This window comes from Micromonospora sp. NPDC047812, assembly GCF_040704175.1.
Taxonomy (GTDB): domain Bacteria; phylum Actinomycetota; class Actinomycetes; order Mycobacteriales; family Micromonosporaceae; genus Micromonospora.
The window spans coordinates 66101-81127 of the sequence record NZ_JBEYRY010000011.1 but is presented as its reverse complement, the minus strand read 5'-3'; the positions used below and the strand labels follow the sequence as shown (position 1 = coordinate 81127).

The following is a 15027-nucleotide window of genomic DNA, read 5'->3' as shown; positions in this document are numbered from 1 at the left end:
GCCCGGCCTCACCAGCGCGACGGTGGCGGCGGCGGCACGACCGGCGGGCGGTCGTCGCAGGTGATGGTGTTCGGCAACTGCCACGGGGCCAGCCAGCCGCCGTCGTTGCCGCCGAGGTCGGTGAGGGCGAACTCCGAGCCGGTCGCCGGGAAGTTGAACGACCCGCAGTTGTTGACGCCGACGGCGCCGACGTTGCGGGCGTCGACGTTGCGCAACGAGGCCGAGCCCGCCGCGCGGGCGCTCAGCACGGAGGTGCCCGCGCCGTCGACCCGGATGTCCTGGAAACGGACGCCGGTGATCGAGTGCAGGTCCTTCACCGGCCAGTCGCTGACCAGCATGATGGCGTTGTACGTGTTGTCGAGGTAGCTGTCCCCGATCACGTCGATGGTCGCGTCGATGTCGCGGTCGAGCGCGTAGAACCAGATGGCCCCCAGCCCGATCCTCCAGTTCAGCTCGTACGTGCCGGCGCGGGCGGTGGTGTTGCCGGTGATCAGCAGCCGCCCGGTGAAGGGCTCCGCGCCGAAGCGGGACCCGACCTGGATCGCGCTGCCCTCGCGCACCGGATCGGCGACCAGGTTGTGCGACACGGTGAGGTCGGTGCCGCCGTAGAGGGCGATGCCGTTGGCCAGCACCGGCGACTGCACGGTGTTGTGGTCGAACCGGTTGCGGGCGTTGCCGACCTTCTCCGACCACATGGCGAGCCCGTCGTCGCCGGTGTTGCGGACGAAGGTGTGGGCGACCAGCGAGTCGGTGACGCCGGTGTGGAAGTTGAGCCCGTCCGCGATCTGGTCCACGATGATCGTGTTGGTGACCCGCACGTTGGTCATCGGCCCGTCGAACCAGATGCCCACCTTCGTGTGGCGCAGGTGCAGCCCGTCGATGGTGGAGTCGCTCATCGCGCCGCCGATCGCGTTGACCTGGTCGGTGTCGATGCGCTCGCGTACGTCGCCCTCGATGGCGAAGCCGGAGAGGTGCACGTTGCGGCTGCCGCCGTCGGCGGCGCTCCTGCCGTAGAAACCGACGCCGGTGTGCACCGAGCCGTCCGGGGCGGGCGTGGGCAGCGCGACCTCGCGCCCCTTGATGATCGTGTACCAGCTGCCGGCGCCCTCGATCGTCACGTCGTCGACGATGACGTGCCGGTTGACCTGGTACGTGCCGGGCGGCAGGTAGACCGGCACGTCCGCCCGCCGGGCGAAGGCGATGGCCCGGTCCAGGGCGGCGGCGGAGTCGCGGCGGCCGGTCGGATCGGCGCCGAAGGCCAGGACGTTCGCGGCGCGCAGCCGCACGCGCGGCGGACCGACGAGTTCGGAGTCGAGCAGGTCGATCACCGTCCACGCCGCGTTGCTGCCCGCCGGGGCGGTGAGCCGGATCCGGTCGCCCGCCCGGTACGTCCGGCCGAGCAGCAGCCGCTGCTCGTCGTAGAAGTGGCTGGGGCGGAACGGGGTGGGGATGCTCGGGTACGGCGTGGTGGCAGCCGGCACGCACGAGCACTCGGTGATCCACCAGTCCGGGTGCAGCAGCCCGGCGGTCGGGTCGTTGGAGAACGGGTATTGGTTGTAGAGCCAGGCGTACTGCGAGGTGAGAGTCATCGTCCGGACCCGCCGGTCGTTGACCGCGACGTCCAGCGGGGCGGTGATGCCGCCGCCCCGCGGGGCGTCGGGGATGCTGTAGCGCACGGTGATCGCGTTGGCGGCGCGGGGCAGGACGAACTCCACGTACCGGCCGGGGGTCAGCCGGACCGCGCTGCGCCCGGAGGCCTCGGCCGGCAGGGTGTAGGCGGTGCGGTCGGGGCCGATGACCTCGCCGTTCGTCGTGGCGTTCTCCGCCTCCTGCTCGACGAAGTCGACGTCGGCGCCGCGTCCCGCGACCAGGAGCGGGTCGAGGCCGGCCCTGGTCACGACCGGCCCGGTGCCGGCGGGTGGGGTGGCGGTGGCCGGGCCGGGTGCGCCGGCCAGGACGCCGAGGGCGGTGACGAGCGCGAGGGTGGCGGCGACCGCCGCCCGGGGCCGTCGCCGCGACGACGGTCCGGGCGGCGAGTATCTGCTCAGGGGCATGACGGGACTCTTCTCGTGGTGGGACGGGTCCGGCCGCGCGACTGTGCCGCGCGGCCGGCAGTGACCGCCGCTATGCGGCGTACACCTCAAGCTGGGACAGCTGCGCCGCCGGCCAGCCGGTGTTGCCGGTGACGCGGATCCGCACGTACCGGCCGGGTGTCGGCGGGACGGCGAGCGTCACCCGGTTGCCGGTGGCCGGATCGAAGACCCGGCCGGCCGGCGCGACGGGCGTGCTCCAGGTGGTGCCGTCCGGGCTCACCTCGACCGCGACCGTCTGGGTGCGTCGCTGCCAGGCGGCGGCGGGCGGGAGCCGGAGCACGACCTGTCCGACGGGGACGACCGTGCCGAGGTCGACCCGCACCCACTGTGGGAAGGCGTTGCCGGCGCTCTCCCAGTAGGTGTCGGCGTCACCGTCGACGGTGTTGGCGCAGCCGTAGGTCTGGACGTGGCTGCTCTCCGTCACCGGCCGGCCCCGGGCGAGGTCGGTCCCGGGCGCCGGGTCGGTGGTCACCGACACCGCGCTGGACGGCGCCGACAGGGTGCCGGCGCCGTCCACCGCGACGACCGTGAAGGTGTACGCGGTGCGGGGCGTCAGCCCGCCCACGGTGGCGGAGGTGCCCGGGACGGACGCGACGGTCTGCCCGTCGCGGCGCACCTGGTAGCCGGTCACGCCGTCCGCGTCGGTCGACGCCGTCCAGGCCAGCGACACGCTGGTCGAGGTGCGGCCGGTCACGGTGAGGCCGCCCGGCGGCGTGGGCGGGGTGGGCGTCCCGGTCGCCGCGTACACCCCGACGCGGGCGAGCTGGGCCGCCGGCCAGGCGGTGTTGGCGGTGACGGTCACCCGCACGTGCCGGGCGGTGGCCGACGGCACGGTGAGGGTCGCGGTGTTGCCGGTGGCCGGGTCGAACCGGACCCCGGCCGGCCCGGCGAGCGCGCGGAAGGTCGCGCCGTCGGTGCTGCCCTGCACCGTCAGCGTCTGGGTGCGCGCCTCCCAGCCGGCCGGCACGGCCAGCACGATCCGGGTCACCGCGTGCGCCGCGCCGAGGTCGACCTGCCACCACTGGGGGAAGGCGCCGTTGGTGGACTCCCAGTAGCTGTTCGGATCGGTGTCGACGGCGTTGCCGGCGGCGAACGCGCCGTTCTGGCTGCTCGCCGACGTGGGCCGCCCGGCGGCGAGGTCGCCCCCGGGCGCCGGGCCGCCACCGACGACGGGCGGCGTCGGCCGTACCGGGGTCAGGGCGAGCTGGCCCTTGAACATCCGGCCGCCGTCGGCGGTGATCCGCAGGTAGTAGTCGGCGGAGCAGGCGACGCCGTCCTCGTCCAACGCGCGGATGCCCGCCCCCGCCGGCGTGGTCGCCTGCGTCTCGCTGGTCTTGGCGATCTGGTTGCCCTCGTTGAACTCGTCGAACATCGACACGTAGAGGCCCTGGGCGCCCAGCCGGGTCATGTTGTAGAGGTGCCGCCAGTAGAAGTCGCCGTGGCGGCGGTGCCCGGCCGACAGGTCGCCCGGCATCACGCACGGCTGGTAGTCGATGCCGTGCGCGGCGCAGTCGGCCAGGTCGGGGACGTTGACGTTGGTGTGGAACCAGTCGAGCCCGTCGAGGGTGCCGGTGCGCCCGACCATCCACGGCGAGAGCATGTGGAACGCGTGGTAGACCTCGGAGAAGCCCGGCCGGGAGTCGTTGACGCCCTGCCGCCAGTACGTCGGCACACCGCCGATGACGTAGCAGCCCTGGGCCTTGAACCAGTTGACGACGTCGAGGCAGGCGGCGGGGGCGAAGGGGCGGCCGTCGTCGTTGAAGCCGAAGCCCCAGACGCAGACCACCGGCCGGCCGTTCTGCCGCGCGTACGCCGGGGAGGCGGTGTGCGCGGACATCCGGTTCAGCCAGTCCTCCTTGATCTGGGACTGCATCGCCGTCCAGCCGGTGACGTCGTACATGATGTAGAACTTGCGGCCGTGGCGTTCGGCCGCGCCCCGGACCTTGACCGTCATGGCGTCGCGCGTCGGCCCCTCGTCGCCGAACGGGTTGAACCGTTGCAGGGCGGCGGTGTCGCAGCCGTGCTCGCGCATCCAGCGGAAGTGGGTGTCGACGGTCTGCTCGTCGTAGGAGGAGAAGAGCTGCGCCGGCTGGCCGTTGCCGAGCGTCGGGTAGGCGGTGGTGTAGCCGCGGGCGTACTCCCGCATGTCGGGCCAGGAGACGATGGTGGTGTTGGCCGGGGAGGGTGACTGGAACCGGTCGCGGCTCCAGTGCCACCAGCCGCCGATGGGCGCGCCGTCACCGGGGCAGCTGAACCAGCCCTGGTAGCCGACCGAGACCTTGCCGACGACGTCGCCCGGCGGGCTGGCCGCGTACGCGGTGCCGCGCAGGGCCGCCACCAGGTCGGTCGGCGCGACGGCGGCGAGGGCCGAGCCCGCGGCGAGTGATCCGATCAGTCTCCGGCGCGACACCGCCATGGTCCTGCTCCCTCCGACACGGAAAGGTATCGATGGGCATGGTGTCAGTACCGGACTTGTGAGCGCAAGAGTTGGATCTCGTGACGAAAGAACTCGACTGCCCGTGAAAGCGGGGCGGGGCGGCGGGTCCGTGGCGGGGGCGGGCCGGTGCACGCCCGCCCCCGCCACGGTGTCATTGCCGCAGCAGCGGCAGCACCCGGCGGCCGAGCAGGTCGACGCCGCCGGCCGGGGTCAACCCGTGCGGCGTGCCGAACTCCACCCGGGTCGCCCCGGCGTCGAACACCGCCGCGGCCTGCGCCGCGACGTGCTCGGGAGTGCCGGAGAAGGCGAACAGGTCGAGCAGGTCCCCGCCGATCAGCGCGCCGGCGAGGTCGTGTTCCTGGCGGGCGACGTGCTGCTGGATGCGCGCCAGCAGCTCAGGGTCGATGTCGACGTTCGGGTCGAGGGCGGCGACCACGGCGAGGTACATGGCCACCTCCGTACGGGCCACCCGACGGGCCAGGGCGCCGTCCTCGTCGACCACGGTCACGGCGCCGAGCACCACGCCGACGGGGTCACGGCCGGCAGGCGTGGCGTCGTCCAGCCAGGCGCGCATGGTCTTGGCCATCGCCGGGTTGGCCGACCCGCCGACCTTGACCTCCGAGGCGAACGCGGCGGCCGTCCTGGCGGTCTGCTGACCCCACGTCCCCACCAGGACCGGCACGTCGGCGCGGACCGGGGCGTAGCGCAGCGCCGTGCCGGGCGCCACGGTGAACTCCCGGCCCTGGAAGCCCCGGTCGTCACGGGACAGCAGCAGCCGGACCACGTCGACCGTCTCGGCGATCCGCCGCAGCGGCCGGGCCTGGGGCACCCCGACCTGGTCCAGCCAGGTGCCCCGGGCCAGCCCGAGGTAGGCCCGCCCGTTCGACGCCAGGTCCAGGGCCGCGACCTGTCCGGCGATCTCCACCGGATGCATGGTGAACGGGTTCAGGCAGGCCGGACCGAGGCGGATCCGCCGGGTGTGCCGCGCGGCCACCAGCAGCGGGAAGAACGGCGGCTGGTACATCAGGTCACCGAAGACCGACAGCACGTCGAAGCCGTGCCCTTCGGCGAGCTCGGCCAGCGCGGCGTACTCGTCGGCACTCTTGTCGGACTGCAGTCCGATGCCGACCAGTCGGCGTCCGTCGTCGGTGCTCACGTCAGTTCTCCAGTCGGGATCTGGCGCCGGCCGGTCCGCTCGATGCGTAGGATGACCCGCTCGTCGGGATCGGGGCAGGCCACGTGGCAGTCCCGGGCCAGCCAGTCCTCCGGCGGCAACGGGCGCTGCTTGGCCGGCAGCAGCGGCAGGCACGCGGCGAGGGCGTAGAGGCAGAAGTGCTTGCCGGCCGGGATGCGCAGCCGGTTCGACTCGGTCAGGTCGATGTGGTCCCCGGGCTGGAGGCCGCAGACGGAGCGGCCCTCGATCCGTTCCACCACGACCCGCAGGTCGTACAGGTCGGTGACCGGTTCCTCGGCGCTCATCGCAGCGCCTCCGCGTGGTGGTGCACGATCCGCCAGCCCCGCTCGTCGCGGCGCAGCACGTCCGTCACCCGGAAGCAGTCGTCCGGCTGTCCGGCCGCGTACCGGGCCCGCAGGACGTAGCGGACCAGGCCGGTGTCGCCCCACGACTCGACCCGGAACTGCTCGGGGGCGACCGAGGTCGGCGGCGCGGCCGGTCCCCGGGCCGCCGCCCGGCGGTCCCGCAGGTCGTCGAGGGCGGCCAGACCGTCCAGCAGGTCGGGCGCGTCGGACTCCCAGATCGTCAGTTCGGGGTGCAGCCGGGCGTCGAACGCCGCCCGGTCGCCCAACGACCGGTACATGTCGGTGATGGCGGCGGTGAGATCGTCAACGGTCATCGGGGCTCGCTTCCGGTCGGGGCGGACGGGGGTGTCGGTGGATCAGGAGAGTTCGGCGAGGCGGGCGCGCAGCGGGTCGAGCCCCATCGGGCCGAGCCGCAGGGCGCGGTGGTGGAACCGCTTACGGTCGAACCCGGCGCCCTCGCGCCGCTCGACCTCCCGGCGTGCCTGCTGCCAGAGCCGCGCCCCGGCCTTGAAGGCCAACGCCTGCGCCGGCCAGCCCAGGTACCGGTCGACCTCGAAGCGCGCGGTCGCCGGGTCCAGCCCGGCGACGCGGATCAGGAAGTCCACGGCCAGCCCGGGGGTCCACCGGCGCGCGTCGGTGAAACCGGTCCCGGCCGGGATCGGCACGTCCAGGTGCAGGCCGAGGTCGATGACCACCCGGGCGGCCCGCCACATCTGCCCGTCGAGCATCCCGAGCCGCTCGGCGGGACCGGCGTAGAGGCCCAGCTCGTCGGCGAGGCGCTCGGCGTAGTGCGCCCAGCCCTCGGCGTACCCGTGCACCTGGCACAGCGACCGCTGCCACGGGTGCAGCTCGGCGGTGGTGAGGGTGATCGCGTGTTGCAGGTGGTGCCCGGGCAGCCCCTCGTGGCAGAGCGTCCCGACGTGCCGCCACACCGGCACCGTCGACTCGCCCGAGGGCGTCGACCACCAGATCCCGCCCGGCCGCGTCAACCCGGCGTCGGGCGGGGTGTAGTACATGACGCCGGAGGCGGCGGGACTGATCCGGCACACCACGCGGCGGGTGGCGGCCGGGATGTCGAAGTGCGGGCCGTCGAGGGCGTCGGTGAGCCGGTCGGTGCGCTCGCGCAGCCACCGCTCCAGGTCGGGCCCGACCGGCACCCGGCCGGCGGGGTCGGCGTCCAGCGCGGCCCGCGCCGACGCCACGTCCGGGTGGCCCAGCTCGGCGGCGACCGCGCGCTGCTCGGCGGCGGTGCGGGCCAGCTCCGCCCAGCCGTACGCGTACAGCTCGTCCAGGTCGACGCTCGCGCCGAGGAAGCTGCGGGCGGTGACGGCGTACAGGTCGCGGCCGACGCCGTCGACGTCGGTGGCCCGCGGCGCCAGCTCGGTGCGCAGGAACGCGGCGAAGTCCGCCGTCGCGGCGGCGGCCGACCGTGCCCCGGCGGCCAGCTCCCCGGCCAGCGGCCCGCCCGGGTGGGCGGCGACCAGCCGGCCGTAGAAGTCGTCGGCGGTGACCCAGGCGGTGCACTGGTCGGCGACCGCCAGCACCTGCCGGCGGGCGACCAGGTGTCCCCGCTGTGCCGACCAGCGCAGCGTGTCGGCGTACTGGCCGAGCGCCGCGGGCACCCGGCGCAGGTGCGCGGCGACGACCGCCCAGTCCCGCTCGCTGCTGCGGGGCAGATTGTCGAAGACCTGCCGGACCAGGTGCACCGGCGTCGCCAGCGGGGCGAGCAGCCGGGTGGTGAAGCCCGCGTCGTACAGGTCGACCTCGCTGGCCAGCCGGTCGGTCAGCGCGCCGGCGAGGGCCCGCTGCGCGGTGCCGCCGGCGTCGGCGCCGGCCGCCGCCGTGGCGGTGCGGCGGGCCAGCTCCGCGCGGGCGGCGAAGCCGTCGGGGGAGAGGTCCGCGAAGTGCGATCCGGGGGTACGACCCGCCGCCTCGGCGGCCTCCGGGTCCAGCTCGGCGAGCGCGTCGAGGTACCCGTCGGCGACCTCGGTGATCGTCGTCATCGGGCGACGCCGAGGCGGCCGTGGTCGTCGCGGTAGGCGACGCCACCCTTGAGCACCGCGTGCAGGGTGCGCAGCGCGGACACCGAGCGGGTGGGATCGTCGCGCAGGACCAGCAGGTCGGCGTGCTTGCCGACCTCGACGCTGCCGAGCGTGTCGGCCTGGCCCAGCCACTGCGCGGGGCGGATGGTGGCGGACCTCAGCGCGTCGGCGACGGGCATTCCGGCGTCCACCATGAACTCCAGCTCCCGCACGGTCGCGGTCGTCTCGTCGTAGCCGGCGTGCGGCGGCATGTCGCTGCCCAGCGCGATCGGCACCCCGTTGCGGATGGCGTGCTGGAGGCTCTCCCAGTGCCGGGGCCCGGCGGCCAGGGCGCGGTCCATCAGCCAGCCCGGCACACCGGAGTCGCGGAAGAACTGCTCGCAGCGGCTGACCACGATGGTCGGGACGTACCAGACACCCCGGTCGGCCATCAGCCGGGTCACCTCGTCGGTCAGCTCGTAGCCGTGCTCGACGCAGTCCAGCCCGAGTTCCACGGCGCGGCGCACCGAGTCGGCCGGGCCGGCGTGCGCGGTGACCTTCCGCCCCCAGTCGTGCGCCACCCGGATCACCGCCGCCAGCTCGTCGTCGAGCAGCTGGGGGGTGTCGATCGACTCGAACTCGCCGGCGATGCCGCCGGAGATGCACACCTTGATCAGGTCGGCGCCGGCCCGGATCTGCTGCCGGGTGAGCCGGCGGAACCCGTCCGCCCCGTCGGCCTCCAGGGCGTCGGCCTCCCAGCCGTGCCCCCCGGTGCAGCAGAGGGCGTGCCCGGCGGTGAAGATCCGCGGGCCGTCCACCGCGCCGCGTTCGATCCCCCTGCGCAGGGCGAAGTCGGCGTAGCGGCTCTCGCCGACGAGTCGGGCGGTGGTGACCCCGGAGTGCAGGGTCCGCCGCGCCGAGTCCGCCATCAGCAGCACCAGCTCGGCGAGGTTCGACCGGTGCACCTCGTCGCCGAAGTGGCCGGGCAGCCCGAGCGAGAGGTGCACGTGCATGTTGGTCAGGCCGGGCATGACGTGGTCGCCGTGCAGGTCGACCACCCGGGCGCCACCGGCCTCGGCGAGGACGTCGTCGACCGGCCCGACCGCGCGGATCGTGCCGTCGGCGCCGATCCAGACGCCGCTGTCGCGCTGGACGTCGTCCCGTACGCCGTCGTAGAGCGCGAGGTTGACCAGGACCTGTTCGGTGGGGATGTGCATGCGGAGTCCTCTACGCGGCGGGCACGGTGGTCGGCGCCACCGTGGGGTCGTTGAGCCAGCAGGCGGCGCTGCGGCCGCCGAGGTCGAGCGTGGGCGGCTGTTCCCCGCACGGCGCGAAGGCGTGCGGGCAACGCGGCCGGAACCGGCACCCGGTCGGCGCGTGCGCCGGGTCGGGCACCTCGCCGGCGAGCGTCCTGGGCAGCTGCGGGTGCGGGCCGATCTGCGGCACCGCGTCGATCAACGCCCGGCTGTACGGGTGCCGGGGCGAGCGCCACAGCTGACGGGTGGGTGCGGTCTCCACGATCCGGCCCAGGTACATCACCGCCGTGACGTCGGCGATCTCGTGCACCAGGGACAGGTCGTGCGAGATGAACAGCATGCCCATGTCCAGGTCCCGGACCAGCCCGACGAGCAGGTTGACCACCTGTGCCTGGGACGAGGCGTCCAGCGCGGTGACCGGCTCGTCCGCGATGATCATCCGGGGTTCCGGCGCGAGCGCCCGCGCGATGGCGAGCCGCTGCCGCTGGCCGCCGGAGAACTGGTGCGGGTAGCGCTCCGCGGCCCCGGCCGGCATGCCGACCCGGTCCAGCAGCTCGGCCACCCGCGCCCGGCGGGCGGCGCCGGTCACCGTGTCGGGCACCCCGTCGAGGAGCTGGGCGCCGATGGTGCGCCGGGGGTTCAGCGACGCGTACGGGTTCTGGAAGACCATCTGGAGCCCGACCTGCGGCACGGGCCGGCGGCGCCAGCCGAGCGGGGTGACCGGCCGGCCGGCGAACCGGATCGCCCCGGCGCTCGGCGCGGCCAGCCCGACCGCCACCCGGGCCAGCGACGACTTGCCGCAGCCGGACTCGCCGACCAGGCCCACGATCTGCCCGGGCGCCACGTCGAGGCTCACCCCGGCCACGGCCCGGACCGGCCCCCGGCCGCGCGCCTTGTACTCCACCTCGACGTCGCTGATCTCGAGCAGGTTGCCCGAGCCGACCGGCTCGTTCATGCCGCCACCTCCAGGTGCGGACGGACCACGCAGGCCACCGACCGGTCGGCGCCGGCGGGCGAGAGCGGGGGCGGCGCGGTGCCGCAGGACGGCTCGGCGAACCCGCACCGGGGCTGGAACGGACATCCGGGCGGCGCCTGCCCCGGCGCCGGCGGCCCGCCCGGGATGGGGCGCAGCGTGCCGACGGCCTGGGTGCCGTGCGGGCGGGCGCCGAGCAGCGCCGCCGTGTACGGGTGGCGCGGCGCGGTGAGCAGCGCCCCGGTGGGCCCGGTCTCCACCACCCGCCCGGCGTAGAAGACGTACCCGCGGGTGGTGAGCGCGCTGAGCACCCCGAGGTCGTGGGTGATGAAGGCGACGGCCAGCCCGGTCTCGGCGCGCAACTGCTCCAGCAGCGCCAGGATGCCGGCCTGCACCGTCACGTCCAGCGCGGTGGTCGGCTCGTCGGCGATCAGCAGCCGGGGGCGGGCGGCGAGGGCGATCGCGATGGCCGCCCGCTGCCGCATGCCGCCGGAGAACTGGTGCGGGTACGCCCGGACCGCCCGCTGCGGGTCGGGGATGCGGACCTGCTCGAGCAGCTCCACGGCCCGCCGGTCGGCCGCCCGCCGGTCCAGGCCCAGGTGGACCTGCATGTGTTCGGTGAGCTGCCGGCCGATCGTGAGCATCGGGTGCAGCGCGGCGGTGGGGTCCTGGAAGACCATCGCGATGCCGGCGCCGCGCACCTTCTGCCAGCGCCTGGTGTCCAGGCCGAGCAGGTCGGTGCCGGCGAAGCGGGCCGACCCGGTGACCTTGGCGCCGGCGGGCAGCAGCCCGAGCAGGGTCTGCGCGGTGAGGCTCTTGCCGCACCCGCTCTCCCCGGCGATGCCGACCATCTCGCCCTCGTCGACGGTGAACGACACGTCGTGCAGGATCGGCAGCGGCCCCGTGGGGCCGGGCAGGGTGACGGCCAGGGAGTCGACCTCGAGCAGGGGTGCCATTTCTCAACGTCCCTTCGCGTAGCGGGGGTCGATCCGGTCGCGCAGCGCGTCGCCGAGCACGTTGAAGGCCATCACCACGGTGAGGATGGCCAGACCGGGGAAGACGCTGACCCACCACATGGAGAGGTCCTGCGAGCCGAGCGCGACCATCGAGCCCCACTCGGCGGCCGGCGGGCGGGGGCCGAGGCCGAGGAAGGACAGCGCGGAGAGCAGCAGCACGGCGTTGCCCAGCTCCAGGGTGGCCAGCACGATCGCCGGACCCACGCTGTTGGGCAGGACGTCGCGGCGCAGCGCGCGCATCGGCCCGACGCCGAGCAGCCGGGCGGCGCTGAGGTAGTCCTCGCCGCGCATCGTCAGCACGGCGCTGCGGATGACCCGGGCGTAGACCGGCCAGGAGACGATGACCAGCGCGAGGACGGCGTTGCGGGTGCTGGGCCCGAACGCGGCCGTGACCGCCATCGCCAGGATGATCTGCGGGAACGCGAAGACCAGGTCCGTCAGGCGCATCAGCGCCTCGTCGACGAACCGGCCCACGTAGCCGGCGACCAGGCCGAGCAGGCCGCCGACCAGCAGGGCGAGCGAGACGATGGCGAGCGCGAGCGGGATCGACAGGCGGGCGCCGTGGATCACCCGGCTGAACACGTCCCGGCCGAGGGAGTCGGTGCCGAACCAGTGCGTGCCGGACGGCGGCGCGTAGGCGTCGGGGCTCTGCGCCAGCGGGTCGTACGGCGCGACGAGCGGGGCGAACAGCGCGGCCAGCAGCCACCCGCCGAGGATGACCAGGGCCGCCACGGCGATCGGCTGCCGCCAGATGGGCCGCCCGGTCGAGCGACCGCGCAGCCGCCCCGGCCACCGGCGCCGGGCCAGCGCGCCGGTCGCCTTCGGGTCGGGCGCCACGGGATCGGGTGCGAGTGTGGTCATGACAGGCGGATCCTCGGGTCGATGAGTCCGTACAGCAGGTCGACGGTGAGGTTGACGAGCGTGTAGACCAGCGCCACGAAGAGGCTGACGCCGAGGATCGCGGGCAGGTCCAGCGCCGTCGCGCTGCGGTACGCGTACTGGCCGAGGCCCGGCCAGCCGAAGATGTTCTCCACCAGCACCGTGCCGGAGAGCAGCGAGGCGAAGGCCAGCCCGGAGACGGTGATGACCGGGACCAGGCCGGCGCGCAGCAGGTGCCGACGGAACACCACCCGGGCGGGCAGGCCCTTGGCGTACGCGGCCCGGATGTAGTCCTGCTGGAGCACCTCCAGCATGGACGAGCGGACGAACCGGACGAGCATCGCCACGGTCAGGCTGGTCAGCACGAGCACCGGCAGGACCAGGTGCTGGGCGGCGTCCCAGGCGACGTCCCACTGGCCGGCGAGGGCGGCGTCGACCGTGTACATGCCGGTCACCGTCGGCGGCGGGCTGAAGTCGGTCGAGAGCCGGCCGCCGCTGGGCGCCAGGCCGAGTTGGTAGAAGAAGACGTAGAGCACGACGAGCGACAGCCAGAACGGCGGCGTGGACAGACCGAGCAGCGCGCCGACGCGGATCAGCTGGTCGGTGACCCGACCGTTGCGGACGGCGGCGAGCATGCCGATCCCGGTGCCGATGAGCAGCGCCAGCACCATGGTGGGGATGGCCAGTTCCATGGTCGCCGGCACGTACTGCAACAGGTCGTCGGCCACCGTCCGGCCGGTCTGCTGGGAGATGCCGAGGTCGCCCTGGAACAGGTTGCCCAGGTACTGCAGGTACTGCACGTACAGCGGCTGGTCCAGGCCCCACTTCTCGCGGAACGCGGCCACCGTCGCGGGGTCGTTGAGCGCCTGGTCGGAGAGGTTGGCCGTGACCGGGTCGCCGGGCACCACGGTGACCAGGCCGAATGTCACGATCGTGACGCCCAGCAGCAGCCCGGCCGTGATGGCCACCCGCTTGAGCAGGAAGAACAGCAGTGCCCGGTGCGGCCGGGGCCGGGACACGGTCGTGGTGACCGTGCCCGGCTCGGCGTCGTCGACTGTCGTCGTCATGGAGTGACTACCCCCGGCCCACCGCGGCGAGGTCGACCTGCCAACCGGCGGCGGTGTAGTCCGTGCCGGTCAGGTCGCCGCTCGCCACCACGGTGGAGGAGTTGCTGGCCAGGACGACGTACGGCGATGCGGCGTTCATCGCCCGCTGCCACTGCTGCATGGCGGCGGCCCGGGCGGCCAGGTCGAGGGTCTCGGTGACCTTCTTGCCGGCGGCCACGACGGCCGGGTCCGCCCGCTCCACGGTCCAGCCCGAGCGCAGCGCGGTGGCCTGGCCGGGGGACATGTTGTTGATCAGCGAGTCGGCGACCGGGTAGTTCAGGCTCTGCGGGGTGAACCCGAGGGCCATCTTGCCCGTACGCATCTCGTCGAGGAAGGTGGTCAGCGGCTGCGGGGTCAGCTCCAGCTTGATGCCGGCCTCGGCGGCGTCGCCCTGCACCTTCGTCGCGACCGTGCCCAGGTCGACCCCCTTGTAGGTGATGGCCGGGTAGTTGAACTTGACCGTGGGGTTGGTCAGCCCCGCCTCGGTGAGCAACGCCTTGGCCTTCGCCACGTCACGCTTCGACTGCTCCTCGGTGGGCAGCGCGCCCGGGAAGGCGGGGGCCACCAGCCCGGCGCCGGGGGCGGCGCCCTTGCCGTACAGCGCGGCGAGGCCCTCGTAGTCCAGGGAGGCGCGCAGCGCCTGGTTGAACTTCGCGTTCGAGGTCACCGGCGAGACGGCCGGGTCGGCGTTGAGGAAGAGGAAGTAGACGGTGTCCTGCACGCCGGAGGTCTTCAGGCTGCCCGGCAGCCCTTCCAGCAGCTTGCCGGAGATGTCCAGCGCGATCTCGGAGCCGCCGGAGCGCTGCATGGTCAGCTTCTGGGTCTGCACGTCCATGTTGCGCAGCACGACGCGGCTGAACTCGGGCTTGGTGCCCCAGTAGTTGGGGTTGGCCTCCAGCACCACCTGCGCCGACGGGTCGTACGACTTGAGCACGTACGGGCCGCTGCCGACGGAGTTCGTGTCGAGGTACTGCTGCGCGGTGTCGCTCTTGGCGGCGTCGGCGGCGTCCGTCGCGCCGTGCTCCTTGGCGACCTTGGAGTTCACGACGCCGGTGGAGGGCATCGCGAGCACCACGGGGATGTTCGGGTCGGCGGTCGCCGAGGTGACCACCACGGTCCGCTCGTCGGTCTTGGCGAACGTGAGGCCGCTGACCATGACGGCCGGGCTGGCCTTGACGTTCTTCAGCCGGTTGAGGGAGAAGACCACGTCGTCGGCGGTCAGCGCGGTGCCGTCGGAGAACTTCACGCCCTCGCGCAGCTTGAAGGTGAAGGTCTTGGCGTCGGGCGACGCCTCGTACGACTCGGCCAGCGCCGGGACCGGCTTGCTGACGTCCGAGCCCTCGAAGGTCAGCAGGGTGTCGTAGAGCGAGTGCACGGCGGTGAGGCCGGTCGCCTCGTAGATCCGGCCGGGGTCGAGGGTCTTGAGGACGAACGAGGTGTTGACGGTGAGGGTCTTGGCCGAACCGCCGTCACCACTTCCTCCGCTGCCGCCCGCGCTGCACGCGGTGCTGGAGGCTATGGCCAGCGCCGCCAGAGCGATCGCTCCGACGCGGAGCCGGCGAGGGGACACCGACATGCTGTTCCTACCTTCGTGTGGGCCGGCCCGCGCGGGACGGGCTCTGGGGCTGTCACACCCGGCGACGTCGGTGACGCCGCGGCCGGGCCGTTGGTGCCAACCGTGGCGGCTTCGCGGGTCTGCGCCGTTGT

12 protein-coding genes are annotated in these 15027 nt (G+C 73.8%); all 12 read right to left on the bottom strand.

From position 1 onward, the window contains the following. Positions 1 to 8: 8 nt before the first annotated feature. Entirely contained in the window at positions 9 to 2054 is a 2046-nt protein-coding gene (locus tag AB0883_RS26950; RefSeq protein WP_366644123.1) for a glycosyl hydrolase family 28-related protein, read from the bottom strand. 70 nt (positions 2055 to 2124) lie between these two features. Then, the gene (locus AB0883_RS26945; RefSeq protein WP_366644122.1) at positions 2125 to 4509 is read right to left on the bottom strand and encodes a discoidin domain-containing protein; all 2385 of its coding nucleotides are present in this window, start codon (positions 4507 to 4509) and stop codon (positions 2125 to 2127) included. Between the two features lie 172 nt (positions 4510 to 4681). Then, a complete protein-coding gene (locus tag AB0883_RS26940; RefSeq protein WP_366644121.1) occupies positions 4682 to 5686 on the bottom strand; it encodes an LLM class flavin-dependent oxidoreductase in 1005 nt (334 codons plus the stop codon). Beyond that, on the bottom strand, positions 5683 to 6009 hold the full coding sequence (locus AB0883_RS26935) for a TIGR04076 family protein (protein WP_358088666.1): 327 nt from the start codon (positions 6007 to 6009) through the stop codon (positions 5683 to 5685). Before AB0883_RS26935 ends, AB0883_RS26940 begins: the two co-directional genes overlap by 4 nt. Next, on the bottom strand, positions 6006 to 6383 hold the full coding sequence (locus AB0883_RS26930; protein WP_366644120.1) for a nuclear transport factor 2 family protein: 378 nt from the start codon (positions 6381 to 6383) through the stop codon (positions 6006 to 6008). Before AB0883_RS26930 ends, AB0883_RS26935 begins: the two co-directional genes overlap by 4 nt. Before the next feature lie 42 nt (positions 6384 to 6425). After that, the gene (locus AB0883_RS26925; RefSeq protein ID WP_366644119.1) at positions 6426 to 8072 is read right to left on the bottom strand and encodes a DUF885 domain-containing protein; all 1647 of its coding nucleotides are present in this window, start codon (positions 8070 to 8072) and stop codon (positions 6426 to 6428) included. Beyond that, positions 8069 to 9307 (bottom strand): amidohydrolase family protein, encoded by a 1239-nt coding sequence (locus AB0883_RS26920; protein WP_366644118.1) that lies wholly within the window; start codon positions 9305 to 9307, stop codon positions 8069 to 8071. The genes AB0883_RS26925 and AB0883_RS26920 overlap by 4 nt, the downstream gene beginning before the upstream one ends. A 10-nt stretch (positions 9308 to 9317) precedes the next feature. After that, complete coding sequence (locus AB0883_RS26915) at positions 9318 to 10301, bottom strand: ABC transporter ATP-binding protein (RefSeq protein WP_366644117.1); 984 nt, start codon at positions 10299 to 10301, stop codon at positions 9318 to 9320. Further along, positions 10298 to 11275, bottom strand: coding sequence for an ABC transporter ATP-binding protein (locus AB0883_RS26910; RefSeq protein ID WP_366644116.1), 978 nt, complete (start codon positions 11273 to 11275; stop codon positions 10298 to 10300). The genes AB0883_RS26915 and AB0883_RS26910 overlap by 4 nt, the downstream gene beginning before the upstream one ends. Before the next feature lie 3 nt (positions 11276 to 11278). Next, complete coding sequence (locus AB0883_RS26905) at positions 11279 to 12196, bottom strand: ABC transporter permease (RefSeq protein ID WP_366644115.1); 918 nt, start codon at positions 12194 to 12196, stop codon at positions 11279 to 11281. Beyond that, positions 12193 to 13281, bottom strand: coding sequence for an ABC transporter permease (locus AB0883_RS26900; RefSeq protein ID WP_366644114.1), 1089 nt, complete (start codon positions 13279 to 13281; stop codon positions 12193 to 12195). The genes AB0883_RS26905 and AB0883_RS26900 overlap by 4 nt, the downstream gene beginning before the upstream one ends. Positions 13282 to 13288: 7 nt before the next feature. Continuing rightward, the gene (locus AB0883_RS26895) at positions 13289 to 14896 is read right to left on the bottom strand and encodes an ABC transporter substrate-binding protein (protein WP_366644113.1); all 1608 of its coding nucleotides are present in this window, start codon (positions 14894 to 14896) and stop codon (positions 13289 to 13291) included. Positions 14897 to 15027 lie beyond the last annotated feature (131 nt).

Bases quoted from the DNA above. Each gene is read 5' to 3' on its own strand.
- AB0883_RS26950 (WP_366644123.1), bottom strand. From the start codon at position 2,054: ATGCCCCTGAGCAGATACTCGCCGCCCGGACCGTCGTCGCGGCGACGG.
- AB0883_RS26945 (WP_366644122.1), bottom strand. From the start codon at position 4,509: ATGGCGGTGTCGCGCCGGAGACTGATCGGATCACTCGCCGCGGGCTCG.
- AB0883_RS26935 (WP_358088666.1), bottom strand. From the start codon at position 6,009: ATGAGCGCCGAGGAACCGGTCACCGACCTGTACGACCTGCGGGTCGTG.
- AB0883_RS26930 (WP_366644120.1), bottom strand. From the start codon at position 6,383: ATGACCGTTGACGATCTCACCGCCGCCATCACCGACATGTACCGGTCG.
- AB0883_RS26925 (WP_366644119.1), bottom strand. From the start codon at position 8,072: ATGACGACGATCACCGAGGTCGCCGACGGGTACCTCGACGCGCTCGCC.
- AB0883_RS26920 (WP_366644118.1), bottom strand. From the start codon at position 9,307: ATGCACATCCCCACCGAACAGGTCCTGGTCAACCTCGCGCTCTACGAC.
- AB0883_RS26915 (WP_366644117.1), bottom strand. From the start codon at position 10,301: ATGAACGAGCCGGTCGGCTCGGGCAACCTGCTCGAGATCAGCGACGTC.
- AB0883_RS26910 (WP_366644116.1), bottom strand. From the start codon at position 11,275: ATGGCACCCCTGCTCGAGGTCGACTCCCTGGCCGTCACCCTGCCCGGC.
- AB0883_RS26905 (WP_366644115.1), bottom strand. From the start codon at position 12,196: ATGACCACACTCGCACCCGATCCCGTGGCGCCCGACCCGAAGGCGACC.
- AB0883_RS26900 (WP_366644114.1), bottom strand. From the start codon at position 13,281: ATGACGACGACAGTCGACGACGCCGAGCCGGGCACGGTCACCACGACC.
- AB0883_RS26895 (WP_366644113.1), bottom strand. From the start codon at position 14,896: ATGTCGGTGTCCCCTCGCCGGCTCCGCGTCGGAGCGATCGCTCTGGCG.